The sequence below is a fragment of the Fluviicola taffensis DSM 16823 genome, from assembly GCF_000194605.1.
GTDB classification, from domain to species: Bacteria; Bacteroidota; Bacteroidia; order Flavobacteriales_D; family Crocinitomicaceae; genus Fluviicola; species Fluviicola taffensis.
Genome location: NC_015321.1, coordinates 1,023,898 through 1,045,487, shown reverse-complemented (window position 1 = coordinate 1,045,487; position 21,590 = coordinate 1,023,898). Strand labels below are relative to the sequence as shown.

Here is a 21,590-nt window from a genome sequence, read left to right as displayed (position 1 = left end):
ATTGTAAAACTAATACATTCAGGGATATTTTAAACCTTTTTTCGTAGTTTCGCCTCGTCAATTTTGTTAAATGGAACTGAAATTGTGTTTTTTTGGCACAATGATGGTTACGCAGCAAAATAGATTAAACACAAGACTATGAAATATTTTTACACGCTAATTGTTAGTCTCCTATTAACCACTAACTTATTTTCTCAAAAAGTAAACTACGACAATGATAGTCGTTGGTTTTGGGGATTGAATATTGGAGGGACATGGACAAAGACAGATGTTCCTCATAAACTCGACTTAGGTTATGGGTTGATGTTAGGGCGTCAATTCAACTATAATTATGGAAAAGTTTTCAGTTTTGATGTGCGTTTGCGCTATTTGACTGGACTTTGGAAAGGATACAATTCTGATTCCACGGACGTGACTGGTCAATTGCCTTATACGAATTATACTTCTCAAGCTAATCCAGTTGTTTTGAATTTTGGTACACGACTTCATGAATTGTCGTTGGAATTAGCAATTCACTTTAACAAATTGCGTGAACGTACTGGTATAGATCCATACATTTTTGGAGGTATCGGCTATACTTGGTACCGAACCAAAGGAGATTTGATTGATAAGGATGGTTTTGAATATAACTACGATTCTACAAAAATTGCTTCAGGTTCTTATACGGCAAATGAAATTCATTCCATGACGGATAAAAAATTCGAAACGGATTTGAATTCTACTAAAAGCCTTGGTCGTTTTATGCCTAGTTTGGGTATTGGTTTAGGTTACCAATTTGGAAAAGGATTTTCAATGGGTATTGAACACAAGACTACTTTTACGATGGCTGATAATTTTGATGGTCACGTTCAAAATAAAGGGAAATACGCCAATGATTGGTATCACTACACAAGTGTATATTTGAGATTCCATATTCGCAGACATTATGAGCATACAACTGTTCAAGACAGCGTAAGACAACCTGTAGTTACAAATCCTGTAGTTACAGATCCAGTTGTTGTGGAACCAGTAAGAACTCCTCCAATTGTTGATATTACAAATCCAAGTGTGACTGGAACAACGGTTAATTCAGCAAACTATGTCATCAAGGGAAGAATTAAACATGTGAATTCAAGTGCAAATGTCATTTTCAGACAAAACGGGAATTACATTTCAAACTTTACGTATAATCCATCTACACAAGATTTTCAAAGTATTGTAACTCTTGTGCCAGGACAAAACACATTTGAATTAACAGGAAATAATGAGTTTGGTTCAGATATGGATCAGACAGTTATTAATTATGTAAGAGAAACACCAACCCCGCCAGTAGTTACTTATTCGAATCCAAGTTCTAGCCCCACAACAGTTCAAAGCGCAACATTCAATCTTGTTGGAACAGTATTGAATGTTACTGGAAAAGATAAAATTACAATGACTTTGAATGGAAGTCCCGTAACTTTTGCTTACAATGTTTCTACAAGGGGAATTACGTCTACGTTGAATTTATTGACAGGTTCTAATATCGTTACAACAACAGGAACCAATCAATATGGTTCGGATAGTGAGACCGCAACAATTATCTATCAACCGCAACAAACTATTCAGCCGCCAGTTGTCTATTTTGTAAATCCAAACATCAATCCGTATACCGTAAACCAAAACACGTTTGCTTTGGTTGCTGATGTATTGAATGTAGCCGACGCTCAACATGTGAGTTTCAAACAAAATGGAACAATCAATAACAACTTTGGGTACAATCCACAAACGGATAAGTTTACGAGTAATGTCATTTTAAATGCAGGTCAAAATGTGTTTGAAGTTATTGGTACAAATGCGGCTGGTTCAGCTTCTGCAACAACAATTATTATTTATAATCGTATCGCTCCAAAACCACCAATTGTTACGATTACCAATCCAAGCGTTAATCCGTATGAAACTTCAAGCTTAGTATTCAATTTGAATGCTACTGTTTTGAATGTGACGCAAAAAAGTCAAGTAAAAGTAACTTTGAACGGTGTCAACTTGCCAAATTTCACATACAATGCAAGTACAAATGGAGTTACAGAAGCCTTGAATCTGATAGCAGGAGCGAATGTCGTAACTGTTACAGGAACAAATACTGATGGAACGGATTCGAAACAAACAACCATTATTTACAAACGTGTTGAAACGGTTCAGCCTCCAGTTGTTCAGTTTACAAATCCGAATGTAGATCCATTTTCAACGAGTAATCCAACGTATAATGTAGTCGCTTCTGTACTTCATGTTGCCAATCAAAGCGGTGTAAATGTCAATGTAAACGGAACCAATGTAACAGCGTTTACTTATTTGAATAACGCAGCTTCTTTCCCTGTAACATTGATTGAAGGAGCAAATATTATTACGGTTACTGGAACAAATACTGCTGGTACTGCAAGTAAAACGCAAACTATTTTATACAGAAAACCAGTAACAGTTCAGCCTCCAATTGTTTCATTTATTGATCCAACAGTAAACCCTGCTGCTTCCTTGAATGCATCTTATTTGGTAAAAGCACGTGTACGTTTTGTGACAGCAGCAAACCAAATAGTATTGAAAATTAACGGACAAACATCTACTAATTTCACGTATGTTGCTTCTAGTGAATTAATGGAGTTTACAACTGGTTTGGTGAATGGAGCCAATGTGATTGAAATCACAGCAACGAATACTGCTGGCTCAGATGTGGAAACTACATTAATTAATTACCGTGCACCGAACCCAACACTTCCTCCAGTTGTAACGATTACGTATCCAGCTTTAAACCCGCAGACTCTAAATATTCCTTCAAGTAATGTTACTGCAACAGTCCTAAATGTGGATAACCAGCAACAAATTCAAGTGTTGGTGAATGGAAATGCATTTACAGGATTTACTTATTCGATGGCTACCAAAGTCTTGGGAATGACGACTGCTTTGAATATTGGAACAAATAATATCACAATTTCTGCAACAAATACTGCTGGAACAGCTTCAGATGCCACACAGATTATTTACAAAAGAGAAGAAGTTATTCTACCTCCGTTTGTAACTTTTGTCAATCCGGCAAGTCCAGGTCAAACAGTTTCTACAGAAGCTTATGTGATGAAAGGACATGTAACGAATGTGACTTCGCAATCGCAAATCGTAGTTAAAGAAGATGGTCAGATTATTAATCCAAGTTTCTGGACGTTCAATCCAGCTACTTTGGAAGTTACTTTTAATCATACGCTGAATGCTGGTAATAATATCTTTGAAATTACAGGTACGAATGCTGGAGGAAGTCACACGGCTTTAACAGCTGTTATTTATAAGAAAATTGAAGTGCCTTGTAACAAAGCTGTGATTACGTTTAAAAATCCGGCAACTCAAAATTCGAGTGTTGAAAGTCCGCTTTTTGAAATGAAAGCGCTTGTTACAAATATTTCGTCAGCGAATCAAATCGAAGTTTACTTAAACGGAAGTCTTCAAAGTGCAGGCTTGTTCAATACTTCTAACTTCGAATTTGAGAAAGTTTTAACATTGATTGAAGGAGCTAATTCCATTGAGATTAAAGCAACAAATAACTGCGGAGTATCTAGTACTACAACAATCGTGGTCCTTAAACCGAAGGTAATTCCATGTGTTGCTCCAGAATTAATTCGTTTGAGACCAACAACTGAAGAATTCACAACAGAGGCTGAAGGTTTTTCTATCGTAGCAACGACAACAAATATCACTTCAGCGTCACAAATTCAATTGAAAATTGATGGAGTTGCTATTCCCTTCAATTTTGATGAAGGTTCTCATACTGTTACTGCAACCATAGCATTAACTAAAGGAGAACACACAATTGTAATTAGTGCAATGAATGAATGTGGGACAAAAGAATTGTCATGGAAAGTAACACGAATTGTTTGTCAACCTCCTGTTGTGACTATTACAGCGAGTTCTGCAGTAAATGGCTCTGCAGTTACTACTGATGGATTTAATCTTTCTGGAACTGTTTCAAATGTGGACAACCAATCTGATATTACTGTTACTCAAAATGGACAAGTCATTGGGTTTGTATTCAATCAGCAAACTGGGGTAATTACGGTAGATCGAAACTTGGTTATTGGATCAAATGTGTTTGCGATTCTAGCGAAAAATAAATGCGGGGAGAATAGTAAAACAATCAGTGTATTAAGAAATGAGGTAGTTACAGTGAAACCTCCAACGATTCTAATCACTAATCCTGTTTTTTCTCCTTTAGAAACAGATCAGTCAGCACAAACAATTCAAATTATGACAACTGGAGTTACTTCAGCATCTCAAGTTTCGGTGACTTTGAATGGAGTAGCTACCAATTTTGACTTCAAGGCATCTGGTGCTGTTCGTTTCAATGCAAGTTATGTTCTAGGAGCGAATGTGATTGTTGCTACTGCGGTTACTGCTGGTGGAACTGCTACGGATACCAAAACAGTTATTTACAACGCGCCTGAAGTTCTTCAAGCTCCGATTATACTACTAAAAAATCCAATGCGTTGCCCTGCGATATTCCAAGTTGGAAATGTAACAATCACAGGAACTGTTCAACATGTTTCAAGTGCTAGTCAAGTGAGTATTTTGTATAATGGAGAAAATGTTGAATTTACTTCAAGTCTAGAAAGCAATGTTTTGACATTCTCATTCGTTGTAAACGTAACCTTGTCTACTGTGTCGGTGCCATTGGTTATAACGGCGACAACTCCAGGCGGAACAGCAAATACATCTTGTTTAATAAGTGCGGTTAGACCAACTGGAACAGAAAACGGAACGATTGGAACTGGAAACGGAAACAATGGACACGGAAATAATACAGATGGTACAGACGAATCGAATCCAGGAAATGGCTCTGGAGGCCCAAATGGAGAAGCTGGTGGATCAACCGATGATGAAAATGGGAAGGTTGTTCCAAGAGGAACAAGACCAGGAACGGTTATAAAGCCAACAACACCAACAACCAATCCGACAACCGTTCCTAGAAGACCAGTTGTCAGACCATAGGAATAAAAAGAATAGATTCATGAAAAGTCCCCCAACAATTACGTTTGGGGGACTTTTTTTTGCTTTTAAGTCTAGTTCCGAGAATGAATAGCTACCTTTACGATGTAAAAAAAACACAATGACTAAGGAAGCAGTATTGGAAGTCTTGGGAACCGTTTTGGAGCCAGATTTGAAGAAAGATATCGTAACACTCAATTTTGTAGAAGAAGTACAAATTGAAGATTCGAAAATAACCCTTACGATTTATGTTTCTAATCCGGCATTACATGCTAGAAAAAGGATGCAGGAAGCTGTTGAGTTTAATTTAAAGCGTGTTTTTGGTGAGGATACTGAAATTACTTGCATGGTGAAGGGATTGCCTTCAGAAGCTCGTGAAACGCATCGAAAAATTCTTCCAGAAGTAAAAAATATCATTGCAATTGCATCTGGAAAAGGAGGTGTTGGAAAATCTACTGTTACAGCAAATTTAGCTGGTGGACTTGCAAAAGCAGGTTTTCGCGTTGGTATTGTAGATGCAGATATTTACGGGCCCAGTATTCCAACAATGTTTGATGTGGTAGGTGAGAGACCAACCATGATTGATGTAGAAGGAAAACCAATGATTAATCCGGTGATGAGTTACGGGATTAAGATTCTGTCTATGGGATTCTTTTCTCAGAATGATGAAGCAATTGTTTGGAGAGGCCCGATGGCTGCAAAAGCAATGACTCAATTGTTTACAGATGCATATTGGGGAGAATTGGACTATTTGTTAATTGATCTTCCTCCAGGAACAGGTGATATACATCTTTCATTGGTGCAAACAGTTCCTTTAGATGGAGTTGTGATTGTTAGTACACCACAGGAAGTTGCTCTTGCAGATGCTCGAAAAGGAGTCAATATGTTCAAATTGGACACGATTAATGTTCCAATTATTGGATTGGTTGAAAACATGGCTTGGTTTACTCCAGCTGAATTACCTGAAAACAAATACTATATATTCGGAAGAGATGGAGTAAAGAACTTGGCTGCTGGAATGAAAGAAACATTTTTAGGTCATATTCCTTTGGTGCAGGGTGTTCGTGAATCAGGTGATGTTGGTAGACCAGCTGTATTTCAGGAAAATACCCCAACCGCATTAGCTTTTGAAGAATTAGTGCGTATCTTTGTAGAAGAGGTAAACGTGATAAAAGCACGTAAAGCAATCAAAACACAAAAAGATGGTGTTAAATAAAACTGAATTGACTGATAAAATTAATCTTTCATTAAATGAATTAAGACCTCATTTAGTTGCTGATGGCGGAGATATGGAGTTGGTTGATATCACAGATGAAGGTATTGTTCAAGTAAGATTACTCGGTGCTTGCAGTGATTGCTCCATGAGTATGATGACTATTAAAGCTGGATTGGAAGAGGCCGTTAAAAGAGTTGCTCCAGAAATCATTGCTGTAGAAGCGGTTAACTAATTTTTAGTTACTTACTTAGTTTCATGTTGTGCAACTTTCTTTCAAGTTGTGGCGTCTTAGTCATGTCGAAAGAAAATACGATATACTATGAAACATGTTAAGCTACTTCTTACTATTACTCTCTTTTTCTCTTATTCCCAATTTTCTCATTCTCAATTAGTTTACTCCTCGGTTTCTAATTTGCAAGTTTTGATTACCAATATTTTTGGTGTTCAATGTCAAGGAATTTCAAATGTGGGAATTCAGGGAATCCAACCCCAAATTGCCCGTTTTGAAAATGGTGCTGCTTTGGGTGTAAATAGTGGTTTAGTTCTTTCAACAGGTCTTCCAAACATGTCGAATGCTCCTTCTGGTGTGTTTTCGAGCTATAATTTAGGAACACCTGCTGATCCAGACATTATTTTGTATGGAAATTTGACTGGACAAGGTGCTTATAGCTATGATGCAGTATCTGTTCACTTTGATTTTACACCAATCGTTTCAGATACCATTCGTTTCAATTATATTTTTGCTTCTGAGGAGTATCCAGAATACTCGATGACTTCCTACACCGATCGTTTCTTATTTCTAGTTTCCGAAAATGGTGGAACTCCTGTCAATATTGCTCAAGTACCTGGTACAAACATTCCTGTTGAAATCAATTCGATTAACCAATTCGTGAATTCGCAATATTACGTCGATAACTCTAGTGGACCGAACTCTACAAATTTCGTTTTTGATGCATATACAGTTCCATTACAAGCAAAATTTTATGCGCAAGTTGGAAATACGTATCACATTAAATTAGTAATCTCTGATGTGGAAGATGGTATTTATGACTCAGCGATTTTTCTAGATGAACAAGAATCGAATAATGATATTTCGGGTGATCTTACAGTAAATGGACAGCCCGCGGAAGGCGTTTTAGAAATATTTAATTTTGTTCAAGATACTGTAGTAGCAATTCCAGTTGAAACGGTGAATGTTACAAATGGTTCATACCTTGCAGACAGTTTACCAACAGGATTGTACCATGTGCGATTTACACCAGATCCCATTTTATTTCCAGGATCAGTTCCGTTGTATTTTGCAACTAGTTCTACTTGGACAAGTGCAGATGCAATTGGTTTACCTTGCTTCTTGAGTGATGCAAATATCAATGCAGATACTTTAGATGTATTGGATGCAACAGGAAGTGTTTCAGGAACAATAGTGGTAGATACTTCGTATTTGAAATCAATGAATGTACCTTTTGAGAGAGCATTGGTATTATTGAAAAATGCGCAAACACATGAAACAAGAGGTTTTGCTTTTACAGCATCTGATGGAACATATACAATTAATCATGTAGAAGCAGGTTCTTATTACTTATTGGTAGATGTTCCTTACATTCCTCATGCTGATACACTTTTCTTTAATGTTCCAGTGAGTGGAGAAGTTCTGGGAGCAGATTATGAAATTATCACGAATGGGATTACAGGAAATGGAACGCCATACTTGAGTTTAAATGAGTACAAAGAAGTTCAATGGAGTATTTCTCCGAATCCAGCAGATAAGATGATTGAGATTACTTCTGAAAAAGAAGTGGAAATGATTCAAATTCTTGCAATTGATGGAGCTGTTGTTGCTGAAATCAATCCGAATGGACTAAAAACAAGCTTAGATATCAACTACTTAAAACAAGGAATTTACTTGATTCGTTTGGATCAGTCGGCACCTAAAAGATTGGTTGTTACTAAGTAATAGTTCGTTCAGTAATTTATATTCAACAAAAAGCCCTGATAATAATCGTCGGGGCTTTTTATCATCTGGATTATATTCTTTATCATTATTTTTTTCCACTAAAGAAAACAAATGAGCACAGAATTCCATAATAATAAACACAGGTTGAAAAACATTCGTGTTCATTCGTGTCCGTCAGCGGGAAATAAAAAAGCCCGGACGTGACATCCAGGCTTCAATTATTTTATTTTTCAGCGACTTCCGACATATCATCAAAGCTTTGCTTTTATGACCGCGCTAACGCTTCTTCCCGCGCTTTAAGCAATTCGCTATTGCTTAGCTCAGTCTTCACAAATTGCGTTTGTTCTTATCGAAAGCTTTGCTTTTATGACCGCGCTTACGCTCGTCTTCTATCGAAAGCTTTGCTTTTATGACCGCGCTTACGCTTGTCTTCTATCGAAAGCTTTGCTTTCTCTTATTTTGCTGCTGCGAATTTCTTTGCAACGACATCCCAATTGATGACATTGAAAAATGCATTCATGTAATCTGGACGACGGTTTTGGTAATTCAAATAATAAGCATGTTCCCAAACATCCATTGCTAAGATTGGTGTTCCTTTACAACCTTCACCCATCAATGGATTATCTTGGTTTGCTGTTGAACAAACTACCAATTTTCCTCCTTCAACGCACAACCAAGCCCAACCTGATCCAAAACGGGTAGCACCTGCTTTTGAAAATTCTTCTTTGAAATGCTCGAAAGTTCCGAATGCATCGTTAATTGCTTGTGCTAATTCACCTGTTGGTGTTCCGCCAGCATTTGGAGCCATTACTTCCCAAAACAAGTTGTGATTCCAGAAACCACCACCGTTGTTGCGAACAGCTGGTTTGTCTTTGCAGTTTTGCAGGATATACTCAATAGATTTTCCTTCCATATCTGTTCCTGCGATTGCGTTATTTAAGTTTGTGGCGTATGCTTGGTGATGTTTTGTATAGTGGATTTCCATTGTACGAGCATCAATATGCGGTTCTAGCGCATCGTATGCATATCCTAATTTTGGTAATTCAAATGCCATGATAAATGTATTTTATGTTGTCTAACAAAAATAGGAAACAAAATCGACAAAGCTCAATTCAATCAGAATAAGCTTTTGTTAGGAAAGGTTAAATAGCTTCCTTATTGCAGTGACTGCATTAAAAATTAGATTTTTGATATTCGCTTTACACTAGTTGCTCCATTTTCATCATAAAAATGAATTAAATAAATTCCAGAATTCAAATTATCAATGTTTAATTCAATACCGAGCGAATTGGAAATGTCTTTTTCTAAAACAAGTTCACCAGATAGTTTATAGATTTTCAAACTAAGTATGTTTTCAGTAGATTTTATTTGAATATTTCCAGATGTTGGATTAGGGTAAATACTTACGTTGAATAACTGATTTTCTTCCATTTTTAAAGCTGGATCAGCACTTGTGTAATATCCATTTTCACCATCACCCAATGTTGATTTAATAGTTTGAAGAACTGCTAATTCATGGTGAACTCCTGCTTTAAACCAAAGATAAGAAATGGTTGTGTCTATTTGAGTGATAGAGTTAATAGTTGAGCTTTGAATACGGGTTTGTTTTAGACGAATTGCATCTGTAAAAGTTCCAATAGGTGTTATTAAAGTTCCAGAACCCGAAAATTCCTCATGAATATTTCCTAAGGTAACTTCACTACCTCCATTTGAATTGGATTCGTAGGTGTCGGTAAAATTTGATAAACTTGTAATTGGAAAATTTATAAAGGTTTGAGCGTTTGTGTAATTTTTGATTGAACCACCATTAAAATCTCCTCCGACTACCTCTATTGAGTTATTGGTAATGTTGAAATAATCGTTATAGCCGATAGACATAGCCATAACGGCGTTTGAATTTGGAAAGAGAGAGGTGTTATCACTAATTGTTACATCGATTTGCCCAAATTGATCGGTCATTGAAGATAAATCCCAAGTTACTCCTATTCCGTCAGAACCTGGATTAAGATACATCGATTGAAACATAATATAATTTTCCCCGATTTGATAACCGATATCGCTTCGGGTTAAATTTTGAGCGTTGGTAATGTTATTCACTAAAACTAGGAATAGAAAAAGGCTGCTTTTTTTCATGATTTAGATTGATTTTATGATTCTAGTAAAATTAGCATGAAAAATTGATACAGTTTACCGATATAGAAAATATAGACTAATTATGTGGGGACTCGAGGCATCGCATCTCTGGTTACTTCCCATACTTCTTCTTATACTTCTTGTACAATTCCGTTTGAAAATTCGTTGTTGGAACAAATGCTCCATCGATCAGAATCACAGAGGCCTGGTTTCCTTTCATTTCTAAGGCTGAACCATTGGAAGCGAATAAGGTTGCTCTTTTTCCAATTTCAATGCTTCCGTAGTTTTTGGAGATTCCGATAATTTCGCACGCACTGAGTGTAATAGAGCGAATAGCTTCTTCTTCTGTTAAACCATAAGACATGGCTGTCCCTGCTAAAAAAGGTAAGTTACGCGCATTCATAGCTTCCATATCTCCCTCATTCTGAAGACAGAATTGAACACCTGCTTGTTGCAATAAAAACGGCAATTTGTAAGGAAGATCGAATGGATCATCTTCACGCTGTGGCAAAGAATGTAAGCGACCAAGCATCACTGGAACCTTTTTGATTTTTAAACGATCTGCTACCAAATAACTTTCATATCCACCAACAATTACAGGGAACTTGATTTCCAATTCCGTAATTAAATCTAAGATATCGTTGATTTGCTGCACTTCATTTGCATGAAAGTAAAACCGCTTTTCGCCATTAAAGCATTCGCTTAAAGCACTGAATTGCAAGGGTGTGTTCTTGTCTTTAGTTCCTGAAGCTGCTTTTGCCGTGAGTAAGAAATGAATCAATTCGCGTTTTTGATCCTCATACGTTTCATTGGGTTTTGTAATCGGATCTCCCCAATTTCGCGTGTAAGCAGAAGGCCATTCTACATGAATTCCATCGTCTGCTTTTACCGTCCCGTCTTCCCAGTTCCAACAAGAGCTAGTCATTAAACTAGATTGACCAGAAATTCTGCCACCTCTTGGAGTCGTTTGAATCATTAAAACACCATTTGTACGAACGGTTTCTATGACCTTTGATTCACAATTGTAAGCAATTTGAGCACGAACATGTGGATTGAAAACTCCAATTTCTTCGTAATCTCTTGAAGCCCTTACAGCATCAATTTCGGTTAGACCCAATGTGGAATTTGGAGCAACAAACCCAGGATAAACATGGTGACCACTCAAATTAATAATCGTATCCCAATCTGATTTGTTATAAGTATATGCGAGTGTGTTTTTGACGAGAATAATCACCCCGTTTTCAATGCCTATACTTCCAGTTGTAATCACTTGTCCATTACCAGTGTGGACCGTTCCGCTTTCCAGTAATATTTTTGAGTATTTCTTTTGACCGTAAGTACTACTAACAAACGCAACTAAAATCAATAAGGAGTATATGAGTCTTTTCATAAGAATTGTGTTTGATTTTTTAGTGTTCGTTTGCTTCGAATGATTCTTCTTCGCCCAAGGTATTGCAATGAAAATGTCCTCTGCGCTTGCGATTGTATGGTTTTGTAGGCTCGCCTTTTTTTGCCTCTTCTGTCATTTTTGCAATGATGCGAGCTCGCTCAGCTGCAATTTCTTGCTGCATTTGAAAGTCTTTTTGAGCATCAAATAAAATTTCACCATCCACAACCGTGTAAAGCGGCTTTGCAGTGACACTTAATGGATTGTTTGTCCATAGAACCAAATCGGCATCTTTTCCAACTTGTACAGTTCCCATGCGATCATCCAAGTGCAAAATTTTTGCAGGGTTCAAAGTGACCATTTTCCAAGCTTGATCTTCGGTTGATCCTCCGTATTTAATCGTTTTTGCAGCTTCTTGGTTCAAGCGTCTTCCCATTTCTGCATCATCGGAATTAATTGCAACAGTTAATCCCATATCTGTCATTAAACTGGCGTTTTGAGGAATGGCATCCAACACTTCAAATTTATAAGCCCACCAATCTGAAAAAGTAGAAGCGGCAACGCCATGTTCTTTCATTTTATCGGCCAATTTGTAACCTTCCAAAATGTGAGTAAACGTATTTACTTTAAATCCGAATGAATCTGCCACGTGCATCAACATATTGATTTCCGATTGCACGTAACTGTGACAGGTTATTTTTCGGTCTCCCGAAACAATTTCGTAAAGGGCTTCCAATTCTAAATCTACTGCTGGTGGAGTTGCATTTTTATCTTTTTGTTTTCCTGTAGAAGTACCCTTTGATTGGTGATATGCTAAAGCCCGAGAAAAGGCATCAATATAAACTTGTTCAACTCCCATTCTTGTTTGAGGGAAACGATTACTTGACCCCCAATTGGATTGTTTCACATTTTCACCAAGAGCAAATTTGACAAACTTGGGCGCGTTTTTAATTAAAAATTCATTCGGATAATGTCCCCATTTTAATTTAATTAAAGCTGATTGTCCTCCAATTGGATTTGCTGAACCATGCAGTAATTGAGCTGCAGTAACTCCTCCAGCTAATTGATGATAAATATCAATGTCTTCTTCGTTGAGGGCATCTTCCATTCGAACTTCACAGGCAATTGCTTGTCCACCTTCATTTACGCCTCTTGTGAGTGCAATGTGTGAATGCTCATCAATAATTCCTGTGGTTAGAATTTTCCCTTTTGCATTGATTACAATCGCATCATTGGGTTTTAGGTAGGTTCCAGAGCCTCTGTGAATGGCTTTAATTTTTCCATTTTCCACGATAACTGTTCCTTCTTGGATAATACCTTCGTCGGTATTTGTCCAAATGGTTGCTTGTTCGAATATGATTACCGTTGGTTTTGGTGCCGCGGTAAATCCAAAAGCACTGTTGGGGAAACGAGGACTGGGAATAGCTAAAGTATCTAAAGTCCAAGCTTGTTTATTTTCATCTTTGATTTCATTTTTTTTGTTGCGCAGAGCACTCCATTTAATCCATTTACCTTTGCTATTTGTTCCTTCTCCTTCAAAAATATAGACACGAGGGTTTATATCTCCTTTCAAACTAAATGTTTGTTTTTCTCCATCTATCAGTTGAATAAAATGAATAGAGATATCGTTATTTAGGAGTGATATTTTGGCGTTTGTTGAAACAGTATCCGTTTTGTTTGCGAAAGTCAGAGTGTCTTGGATTGTTCGCATGAATTTTACTTTCCCCTCAGGTTGACTTGCCGTTCCGCTGATTTCCAACCAAAACTTTGAACCATCAATATTCATGCTATAAGTGCCACGAAGATCTGCAATTGGAGCATTTTGCAACGTTTTTCGCTCTCCTTTTGAGTAAACTTCGAGCACCTTAGATTGGTATAAAAATGGATTCACATCATAAACGGTAAAGTTTGCCCATTTGTCTATTTCGATTGTGCCTAATTCTTTTTGAACTCCCAAAAGAGTGGCAGGTGCAACTGTTAAGGAACGTATGACATCATTGACTGTCCAGCCGAATGCCAATGATTGATGAATATGTTTCCAGAAATCTGCTGCAGTTGTATGGCCAGCAGCTGTGGTAATGAAGGGAACTTTTTGATTCATTAAAAACGCTGGATTTCTAGGAGCCATTTCCCATGTTTTTAATTCACTGAATGGAATTTGGTGAGCCAAATACGGATCTTTCAAATCAAATGCTTCTGGGAAATTGATGGGAATAACCAATTGAACTTTGAGGGTGTCCCAAATTTTTCCTAAAAATTGCTCTTGACCAGTTCCTAATACGGTGAAATCTCTTTTAAACTCGCGCATCAACGATTTCACTCTGAAAATATCGGATTTGTTCTCCAATTGAAAGAAAGCTGGCTTTTTTAGTTGTTGAGAGATTGCGTCTAAGCTGTAATTTGCTTCCGTTCCATATTCTGAATGCCATTGTGCATCGTAAAAAGTCTGACGAAGTAAAGCTATTGAACCCACTAGAGAGCTTGGATATCCTTGTGGAGAACTTCCTTTTCTGAAGGAGTAAAAAGAAGCTGCTTTGCTGCTGTAAAGTTGATTATCTGAATTGGTGACCCCCAATTGGATGAATGCTCCATAACCTTGAGCCAATCCATCATTTCGGTGAGTTAAAACTGCCCCAAAGCCCATTTTTTGGTATTCGGTCATTAATTTCTCATCTGTTTTATACCAATCAATGGGGTCAAAATCTGCTCGAATTGCATGATTCCAATAATAGGGTCCCATTTTGTTTTCTGCTTTTTGCTCGGAAGAAATTCCCAAAGAGCTATTTACTTCAATGAAAGAAGGAACAACAACGGCATTTTTTCCGTCAATGATCATCAAATCTTTGGGAGTTGTCAAGGTAAACTTGTCTACAGCAACAATTTTTCCATTTCTGACGGTGATTGTTCCATTTTCAATGGTTTTGTCTGGAGAGACAATTATCGTGACATTCGTTAATACAAATGAGTTGAGGTTGGGTGTTTTTACTCCGTTTTCGGGCTTTTGTGCTTGACTAAAGACACTGAATGGAAGTAAGAGAGCAAGTATATAACGAATCATTATTTGGGGAATTCTAGTTTTCAGGTGCGAAAATTAATGATTCTTCACGGAAATAAGTGATTCATTCGACCAATGAGGCTCTTTTTTCGGTAATTTTGCTAAAAATTGACTTATTATGAGCGCATTGGTACATGCACATTCTGGCTTGCGTTGGTTAGCCTTAGCTTTATTGGTTTTCGCTATTGTGAATGCTGGTTTGAAATTGAAAAGCGGAAAATACGAAAAGAGCGATAAGATGCTTAATTTGTTTGCAATGGTGATGTTGCATATTCAGATTACCATTGGTACAATCGTATCTTTTATGTCAGGAAAAATTTCTTATGCTGAAGGTTGGATGAAAAACCCTCAATACCGTTTCTTCGGAATGGAGCACATATTACTAATGGTAATTGCTGTTGTTTTGGCAACTATCGGAAGGAAAAAAGCTGAAAAAGCATTGGAACCAGCTAAAAAGCATAAAACGATTTTGATTTGGTATATGCTTGTTTTGACAATTATTTTCTTAGCTATTCCTTGGCCATTTAGAGCATCATTGGGAGGGTCATGGTTTTAAGAATTGGAATTTTAATTGGGTCTTTGGCATTGATAACTTCCAGTTGTGGAGGAAATGAATCCCTAGAAGACAAAACAAAACCGATTTCAAACGAACCAATCTCTTTGGAAGATGCAAAATCAGTTTACATCTTGAATTGTGCTTCTTGTCATGGTCCGGATGGAACATTGAAAGCTTCGAATGCGAAAGATTTGTCTATTAGTACGTTGGACGAAGCCACAATAGAGAAAACAATTCGAAAAGGAAACGATAAAGGAATGATGCCTTATGAAGAGATGCTGAGTACAGCAGAAATAAAAGGTGTCGTAAAATTCGTTCAAAATTTACGGAAATAACACATGGATGAAGGTCACGTTTTAGTTGACGCAGTTGAAGAAACTTGCGTGCTTGTTGGAATCATTACATCTACTGTGACGGATGAGCAAGCACACGAATATTTGGATGAATTGGAATTCCTGGCTGAAACTGCAGGTGCAACTTCTGTCAAACGATTTACACAAAAACTTCCAATGGCTAATCCGCGCACTTTTGTGGGAACGGGTAAATTGGAAGAAATCAAAGAATATGTAAAAGAAAATGGGGTAGAGCTAGTTATTTTTGATGATGAGCTTTCACCTTCTCAATTGCGCAATATTGAACGCGAATTGGAGTGTAAAATCTTGGATCGGAACATTTTGATCTTGGATATTTTTGCTTCTCGTGCACGTACTTCACATGCGAAAACGCAGGTCGAATTGGCGCAAATGCAATACATGCTTCCGCGATTGAAACGACTTTGGACTCACTTGGAGCGTCAAAAAGGAGGAATTGGTTTACGTGGTCCAGGAGAATCTCAGATTGAAACCGATAGACGAATTATTCAAACTCGAATTGCGCTCTTGAAGGAAAAATTGAAAGAGATTGATAAACAAATGTCGGTGCAGCGAGGTAATCGTGGGCAATTGGTCCGTGTAGCTTTGGTGGGGTATACCAATGTTGGTAAGAGCACGATGATGAATATGTTGAGTAAATCGGAGGTTTTTGCAGAGAACAAATTGTTTGCAACCTTGGATACAACTGTTCGAAAAGTGGTAATCGAAAATTTGCCTTTTTTGCTCACAGACACCGTTGGGTTCATCCGAAAATTGCCGCATCAATTGGTGGAATCTTTTAAATCGACTTTGGATGAGGTGCGTGAAGCTGATCTTTTGATTCATGTGGTAGATATTTCTCATCCCAATTTTGAAGATCAGTTGAATATTGTGAATGAAACTTTGGCCGAATTGGATAACAAAGACAAACCCATGATTTTGGTTTTCAATAAGATTGATGCTTACAAACACAATCCAGGAATCGATAGCGATGGGAATTTGGAGGAAGAAAGTGCCAATATGACTTTGGAAGAATTGAAGAGAACGTGGATGAATCGACTTCCTGCAACCAAATGTGTTTTTATTTCTGCAACAGATAAAGATAACGTAGAAGAGTTGAAAGAAACCATGTATTCTGAAATTAAACGAATTTTTGCAGTTCGCTATCCCCATAATAATTTCTTGTATTAAAAATAGTTCAATAGTTCAATAGTTCAATAGTTCAATAGTTCAATAGTTCAATAGTTCAATAGTTCAATAGTTCAATAGTTCAATAGTTCAATAGTTCAATAGTTCAATAGTTCAATTTTTTTTATTAAACACCTTTGAACCCTTTGAACCCTTTGAACCCTTTGAACCACATCTATCTTAATAAGCCTTTCGGTTGATTATTTCTACTTGATTAGATTATTTTTCTGTAATTTTTTGAAATTCCTTATCTTCGACTATGCGTTTTGGAATTTTCGTATTGTCGCTATTTTTCTATTCTATCAGTTACAGTCAATCGGCATATCTGGATAGTTTAAAATCGACGTTGCAAAAGTCGGTTTCTAATGATACAATGCGTGTTTTTCAGTACAATGAAATCGCTTGGACTTACCTTGATTATTCCTTAGATTCCAGTTATTTCTATTTGCAAAAAGGACTTCTTTTAGCTCAAAAGAAAAGGTATGCGAATGGAATTATGGATGCCAAAAACACATTGGGAATTTATTACCGCTTGAATTCGCGTTATCCAGAAGCGATCAAAACCTACGAAGAGTTAATCCAATTACGAAAAAAACACAAGCAGGAAGAGAAATTAATTGGAGCTTATTCGAATTTAGGTTCTGTTTATTTCGAAAAAGGAAGTTATGCTTTAGCACTAAAAAATTACGAGAAATCTATCAATCTTGCGAAAAAGTTGAATGATTTTGACAATCAATTAATTTTATACACAAATATAGGGACCGCATATAAATCAATTGGGTTGTATGATCAAGCGGTTCAGGCTTTTCAGGAAGGTTTAACACTGAATAAGCAAATAAAGAATGAAGAGCAGGATGCACAGTTGTACGTGAATTTGGGAACAGTTTATCACGAACGACAAATGTATAATCAGGAGATAAAATACAACCTCATTGCTAAAGAGAAGGTCGAAAAATCGGGTAATTACAGATTACTAGAAACTGTTTTGTTCAATTTATCCCTTGATTATCGCTACACGAAACAATATGTGAAGGCAAAAAAGGTGTTGAATGAACTGAAAAAAGTTGCTCAAAAATTGAATGAAGAGGATGTTTGGCTTTCTTATTACCAATCAGAAGCAAATTATTTGAATGACATTAAAAAGTATTCAGAGGCATTACAAGCGGCTGAAATGGCTGAGAAAATGTCGAACAAAGAAGCTGATTTGTTGAGTTTCGCAGAAGTTCAATTAACGAAGGCTACGATTTATCATCACATGCATAAAAGGGATTTAGCCATTAAGCATGCAGAGATTGCCTTAGATGCATTTAACGATACCGAAGATGTGAATGCGCAGGTTCGGACTTACAATACTTTATCTGAAATATATAAGAAATCAGGTAATCACCAAAAAGCTTTACAGTATTATGAAACTGCTAATTCATTGAAAGAAAAGATGGATTTGGAAGCAGTTACAAATCAAATTTCAACTTTGAATTCACTCAATGAATTGGATCGAAAGGAACAGGATTTGGCACTTTCTAAGCAAAAAAATCAGCGAATTTCGGCAGAGAATGATCGAAAAAGCAACTTAATTTTAGGTTTGTTTTTAATTGGAGGATTGATTGTTATTTCTTTGGGAATCAGTTTTAAATCCAATCAACAAAAGCGAAAAGCAAACGCGCTTTTGAATCAGCAAAACGAGGAAATTGAAACCCAAAAAACGGTTATTGAAGAAAAACAAGGCGAAATTTTAGGTTCTATTCATTATGCTAAGCGTATTCAGGAGTCGTTATTGGTGAAACAGCAGTTACTCAAAGAAGAACTTCCAGCATCGTTTGTTTTCTTTCAACCCAAAGATATTGTTTCGGGAGACTTTTATTGGGCTACGAAACGAAATTCAAAATTCTATTTGGCCATTTGCGATAGCACGGGCCATGGAGTCCCTGGGGCGTTTATGAGTGCTTTGAACATTACTTTTTTAAGTGAAGCTGTGAATCAATTAGGAATTGAAGAACCAGGACAAATTTTCAATCATGTGAGAAATCGTTTGGTAGAATCCATTTCTCACGACGGGGCAAAAGACGGAATGGATGGTGTGTTATTGTGTTTCGATGAAAGTCGTTCAATTATTTCCTATGCTGCTGCTTACAATACACCTATTATTGTAAGGAATAATGAGTTAATCAAATTTTCTGCAGATAAAATGCCCGTTGGAAAGAGTGATTACACACAGGATTTTCAAACATTTTCAATCGAAAGTGAACCAGGTGATGAGTTGTTTGTTTATACAGATGGTTATGCTGATCAATTTGGCGGCGAAAGAGGGAAAAAGTTCAAAATTGCGAATCTGAATACATTCTTAATGGAGCTTTCAAATCAAAAAATAAGTGAACAGTCAACCAAACTGAAAACCCATTTTAATGCTTGGAAAGGAAATCTGGAACAAGTGGACGATGTGTGCGTGTTTGGAGTTAAATTAAGCTAAGGAATGAAATTACCAAAGAAACAAACCCTTTTATTAATCATTTTAATTATCTTCTATACCGTTGGTTTAGTTGGTCTTCATACTGATTCTAGAAATTCTTTTTTGGAGCTATCTCCTTTCAATTTAATCTTGTCATTTATTTGTCTTTATTTTTCGTTCGCGAATTATTCGGTAAAAAAGCATGTGGATATCTTGCTAATTGGAATTGTAGGATATACAATCGAATGGATTGGAGTGCATACTTCAGTCTTATTCGGACATTATGGATATGGAAATAATTTAGGGTATCGTTTAGATGGAATTCCTCTAATCATTGGTGTTAACTGGATTTTATTGACTTTTTCAGCTACTGCAATTGTCAATAAATGGAATATTCCACTTGTTTTAAAAGCTCTAATTGCGGGAGTGTTGATGACTGCTTTGGATTGGATTATTGAACCAGTTGCTATTAAATCAGATTTTTGGCATTGGAATGATGGTACAATTCCGATGTATAATTATGTGTGCTGGATTTTCTTTTCTTCCTTGTTTAGTTTTTGGGTTTTGAAAAGAAAATCGGTTGAAACAAACAAAGTAAGTGTTGGATTGTTTATTATTCTAGTGATATTTTTTGCAATTTTAAACAGATGATCGGAACAGGTTTAGGAATAGTTGTTTTAATGGGTGCTTTCTTCTTAACGGAATTGGCCGCTTGGTCTGCACACAAATTTTTGATGCATGGTGTTATGTGGTATTTCCACCGAGATCATCATCAAGGGAAAGCGGGTTTTTTCGAACGAAATGACGTCTTTTTTCTAATTTTTGCCATACCTAGTTGGTTAGGGATTATGCTCGGTTTAATGTATCATCAGCATGCTTTTGTTTGGATGGGATTTGGAATTATGGCTTACGGCTTTACTTACTTCCTGCTTCATGATGTGTTCATTCACCGTCGTTTTAAATGGATTCGTGAAATGAATACACCCTATTTTATAGCTATTCGCAGAGCGCATAAAATGCATCACAAACATATTGGAAAAGAAGAAGGAGAATGTTTTGGGTTGTTAATTGTTCCAATGAAGTATTATTTGGAAGCTAGAAAGTCATACAAACAAAATCATTCTGCTCAATGAGTCTTTATTTATGGATTATTTTGGGAACCATTGTCTTCCCTTTTCTTTTAAGTTTTGATAAAAAGATTCATTTTTATACACATTGGAAAACAGTTTTCCCATCTATTTTCATGGTTGGTTTGTTCTTTTTAGTGTGGGATAGTTATTTTACACTTCATTCGGTTTGGGGCTTTAATCCAAGATATGTACAAGGGATTTATTTGTTTCGTTTGCCACTGGAAGAAGTCTTGTTTTTTCTCGTAGTTCCTTATGCTTGCTTATTTGTTTATGAAGTAATCAGAGGATATTTACCAAATGCAAAATTGAATCTTTTAGGACGTGGATTTGCTTTTGCAATGGTACTTTCAGGCTTATTGTTAGCTATCTTTCATTTAAAAAACTGGTATACACTAACGGCTTGTTCGCTTTCGACACTCCTGATAATTGGCGTTTATTTTAGAGCAAGGGCTTCTTGGTTTAACCATTTTGCATTGGCATTTTTGATTTGTTTGGTTCCGTTTTTATTGGTCAATGGTGCTCTGACTGGATTTTTTACTCCTGAACCCGTAGTTTGGTATTCTGAGAATCACATTGTTGGTATTCGCATCGGTACTATACCGCTTGAAGATTTGTACTACAATTTAAGCATGCTTCTGCCAATTGTATTGATTCATGAAGTTATGAAAGCACACCAAACAAAAAAAGCGATCAAATGACCGCTTTCTAGTTTTTTTGATGGGTTTAGTCATCAATTTTTTCATATTTAGTGAGAGATCCATTCGGATCTTTGAGCCACATATCTTTGTTCTTAAGCCTTCTTATTTCATATTCAGTAGATGATAAACCAGGATATGTGATGCGTAAATATTCTTTATCTTTCACAAGACTCCATGTTCCTTGAATAGTTATTATACCAGTGTATAAGAAAACTTCTTCATCATCTGTAAGCTCAATTGAAGCGCCTCCATTAGGGTAAGAAGTAGTTTGTCCGTTTGAATTAGTAACTTCATAAGCCGTCCAAGTGCCTTCTAAACGAGATTTACGAGATAATAAAGTAAAATTTGGTCCATCTGGATATTTACCGCAAGAATGTAACAAGGGAAGTATAAGTCCCAAAATTACAGTGAATAGACTGATTCTAAGCATTTTCATAACTAATTTTTTCTTCGAATATAATTTTTTTTAACAATATCCACCATTGTCAAATCAT

General features: G+C 36.6%; 16 protein-coding genes. 11 read left to right on the top strand and 5 right to left on the bottom strand.

Translation table 11 applies throughout. The annotated features are described in order from the left end of the window. Window positions 1-138: 138 nt before the first annotated feature. The 4 genes from FLUTA_RS04605 to FLUTA_RS20535 all read left to right on the top strand — a co-directional run bounded on the left by FLUTA_RS04605 (window position 139) and on the right by FLUTA_RS20535 (window position 8,153). The gene (locus tag FLUTA_RS04605; RefSeq protein ID WP_013685691.1) at window positions 139-4,986 is read left to right on the top strand and encodes a hypothetical protein; all 4,848 of its coding nucleotides are present in this window, start codon (window positions 139-141) and stop codon (window positions 4,984-4,986) included. A 118-nt stretch (window positions 4,987-5,104) separates the two neighbouring features. Continuing rightward, window positions 5,105-6,199, top strand: a complete 1,095-nt coding sequence (locus tag FLUTA_RS04600) for an Mrp/NBP35 family ATP-binding protein (RefSeq protein ID WP_013685690.1) — start codon at window positions 5,105-5,107, stop codon at window positions 6,197-6,199. Beyond that, a complete protein-coding gene (locus FLUTA_RS04595) occupies window positions 6,186-6,431 on the top strand; it encodes a NifU family protein (RefSeq protein ID WP_013685689.1) in 246 nt (81 codons plus the stop codon). Before FLUTA_RS04600 ends, FLUTA_RS04595 begins: the two co-directional genes overlap by 14 nt. 87 nt (window positions 6,432-6,518) lie before the next feature. Next, window positions 6,519-8,153, top strand: coding sequence for a choice-of-anchor L domain-containing protein (locus FLUTA_RS20535; RefSeq protein ID WP_013685688.1), 1,635 nt, complete (start codon window positions 6,519-6,521; stop codon window positions 8,151-8,153). Window positions 8,154-8,607: 454 nt separating this feature from the next. Here FLUTA_RS20535 and FLUTA_RS04585 read toward each other — a convergent pair whose 3' ends face one another. From FLUTA_RS04585 to FLUTA_RS04570, 4 genes are all read right to left on the bottom strand, one after another. Continuing rightward, on the bottom strand, window positions 8,608-9,207 hold the full coding sequence (locus tag FLUTA_RS04585; RefSeq protein ID WP_013685687.1) for a superoxide dismutase: 600 nt from the start codon (window positions 9,205-9,207) through the stop codon (window positions 8,608-8,610). Window positions 9,208-9,332: 125 nt separating this feature from the next. Continuing rightward, on the bottom strand, window positions 9,333-10,286 hold the full coding sequence (locus tag FLUTA_RS04580; RefSeq protein ID WP_013685686.1) for a T9SS type A sorting domain-containing protein: 954 nt from the start codon (window positions 10,284-10,286) through the stop codon (window positions 9,333-9,335). Window positions 10,287-10,398: 112 nt separating this feature from the next. Further along, complete coding sequence (locus FLUTA_RS04575; RefSeq protein ID WP_013685685.1) at window positions 10,399-11,676, bottom strand: amidohydrolase family protein; 1,278 nt, start codon at window positions 11,674-11,676, stop codon at window positions 10,399-10,401. Between the two features lie 19 nt (window positions 11,677-11,695). Beyond that, complete coding sequence (locus FLUTA_RS04570) at window positions 11,696-14,731, bottom strand: amidohydrolase family protein (RefSeq protein WP_013685684.1); 3,036 nt, start codon at window positions 14,729-14,731, stop codon at window positions 11,696-11,698. Window positions 14,732-14,846: 115 nt separating this feature from the next. Between FLUTA_RS04570 and FLUTA_RS04565 the strand changes: the two genes are divergently transcribed. The 7 genes from FLUTA_RS04565 to FLUTA_RS04535 all read left to right on the top strand — a co-directional run bounded on the left by FLUTA_RS04565 (window position 14,847) and on the right by FLUTA_RS04535 (window position 21,096). Continuing rightward, a complete protein-coding gene (locus FLUTA_RS04565; RefSeq protein ID WP_013685683.1) occupies window positions 14,847-15,284 on the top strand; it encodes a hypothetical protein in 438 nt (145 codons plus the stop codon). Continuing rightward, window positions 15,275-15,619 (top strand): c-type cytochrome, encoded by a 345-nt coding sequence (locus FLUTA_RS04560; RefSeq protein ID WP_013685682.1) that lies wholly within the window; start codon window positions 15,275-15,277, stop codon window positions 15,617-15,619. Before FLUTA_RS04565 ends, FLUTA_RS04560 begins: the two co-directional genes overlap by 10 nt. Window positions 15,620-15,622: 3 nt before the next feature. Beyond that, complete coding sequence (gene hflX / locus FLUTA_RS04555) at window positions 15,623-16,825, top strand: GTPase HflX (RefSeq protein ID WP_013685681.1); 1,203 nt, start codon at window positions 15,623-15,625, stop codon at window positions 16,823-16,825. A gap of 256 nt (window positions 16,826-17,081) precedes the next feature. After that, window positions 17,082-19,289 (top strand): tetratricopeptide repeat protein, encoded by a 2,208-nt coding sequence (locus FLUTA_RS04550; protein WP_013685680.1) that lies wholly within the window; start codon window positions 17,082-17,084, stop codon window positions 19,287-19,289. 3 nt (window positions 19,290-19,292) lie between these two features. Further along, window positions 19,293-19,919 (top strand): carotenoid biosynthesis protein, encoded by a 627-nt coding sequence (locus tag FLUTA_RS04545; protein ID WP_013685679.1) that lies wholly within the window; start codon window positions 19,293-19,295, stop codon window positions 19,917-19,919. Next, a complete protein-coding gene (locus tag FLUTA_RS04540) occupies window positions 19,916-20,401 on the top strand; it encodes a sterol desaturase family protein (RefSeq protein ID WP_013685678.1) in 486 nt (161 codons plus the stop codon). The genes FLUTA_RS04545 and FLUTA_RS04540 overlap by 4 nt, the downstream gene beginning before the upstream one ends. Continuing rightward, on the top strand, window positions 20,398-21,096 hold the full coding sequence (locus FLUTA_RS04535) for a lycopene cyclase domain-containing protein (protein WP_013685677.1): 699 nt from the start codon (window positions 20,398-20,400) through the stop codon (window positions 21,094-21,096). Before FLUTA_RS04540 ends, FLUTA_RS04535 begins: the two co-directional genes overlap by 4 nt. Window positions 21,097-21,121: 25 nt before the next feature. Here the strand turns inward: FLUTA_RS04535 and FLUTA_RS04530 are convergent, their stop codons facing one another. Continuing rightward, window positions 21,122-21,532 (bottom strand): hypothetical protein, encoded by a 411-nt coding sequence (locus FLUTA_RS04530; RefSeq protein WP_013685676.1) that lies wholly within the window; start codon window positions 21,530-21,532, stop codon window positions 21,122-21,124. Window positions 21,533-21,590 lie beyond the last annotated feature (58 nt).

What these genes read in the sequence shown, in the direction of transcription:
- FLUTA_RS04605 (WP_013685691.1), top strand. Translation starts at nt 139, where the DNA reads ATGAAATATTTTTACACGCTAATTGTTAGTCTCCTATTAACCACTAAC.
- FLUTA_RS04600 (WP_013685690.1), top strand. Translation starts at nt 5,105, where the DNA reads ATGACTAAGGAAGCAGTATTGGAAGTCTTGGGAACCGTTTTGGAGCCA.
- FLUTA_RS04595 (WP_013685689.1), top strand. Translation starts at nt 6,186, where the DNA reads ATGGTGTTAAATAAAACTGAATTGACTGATAAAATTAATCTTTCATTA.
- FLUTA_RS20535 (WP_013685688.1), top strand. Translation starts at nt 6,519, where the DNA reads ATGAAACATGTTAAGCTACTTCTTACTATTACTCTCTTTTTCTCTTAT.
- FLUTA_RS04585 (WP_013685687.1), bottom strand. Translation starts at nt 9,207, where the DNA reads ATGGCATTTGAATTACCAAAATTAGGATATGCATACGATGCGCTAGAA.
- FLUTA_RS04580 (WP_013685686.1), bottom strand. Translation starts at nt 10,286, where the DNA reads ATGAAAAAAAGCAGCCTTTTTCTATTCCTAGTTTTAGTGAATAACATT.
- FLUTA_RS04575 (WP_013685685.1), bottom strand. Translation starts at nt 11,676, where the DNA reads ATGAAAAGACTCATATACTCCTTATTGATTTTAGTTGCGTTTGTTAGT.
- FLUTA_RS04570 (WP_013685684.1), bottom strand. Translation starts at nt 14,731, where the DNA reads ATGATTCGTTATATACTTGCTCTCTTACTTCCATTCAGTGTCTTTAGT.
- FLUTA_RS04565 (WP_013685683.1), top strand. Translation starts at nt 14,847, where the DNA reads ATGAGCGCATTGGTACATGCACATTCTGGCTTGCGTTGGTTAGCCTTA.
- FLUTA_RS04560 (WP_013685682.1), top strand. Translation starts at nt 15,275, where the DNA reads ATGGTTTTAAGAATTGGAATTTTAATTGGGTCTTTGGCATTGATAACT.
- hflX (WP_013685681.1), top strand. Translation starts at nt 15,623, where the DNA reads ATGGATGAAGGTCACGTTTTAGTTGACGCAGTTGAAGAAACTTGCGTG.
- FLUTA_RS04550 (WP_013685680.1), top strand. Translation starts at nt 17,082, where the DNA reads ATGCGTTTTGGAATTTTCGTATTGTCGCTATTTTTCTATTCTATCAGT.
- FLUTA_RS04545 (WP_013685679.1), top strand. Translation starts at nt 19,293, where the DNA reads ATGAAATTACCAAAGAAACAAACCCTTTTATTAATCATTTTAATTATC.
- FLUTA_RS04540 (WP_013685678.1), top strand. Translation starts at nt 19,916, where the DNA reads ATGATCGGAACAGGTTTAGGAATAGTTGTTTTAATGGGTGCTTTCTTC.
- FLUTA_RS04535 (WP_013685677.1), top strand. Translation starts at nt 20,398, where the DNA reads ATGAGTCTTTATTTATGGATTATTTTGGGAACCATTGTCTTCCCTTTT.
- FLUTA_RS04530 (WP_013685676.1), bottom strand. Translation starts at nt 21,532, where the DNA reads ATGAAAATGCTTAGAATCAGTCTATTCACTGTAATTTTGGGACTTATA.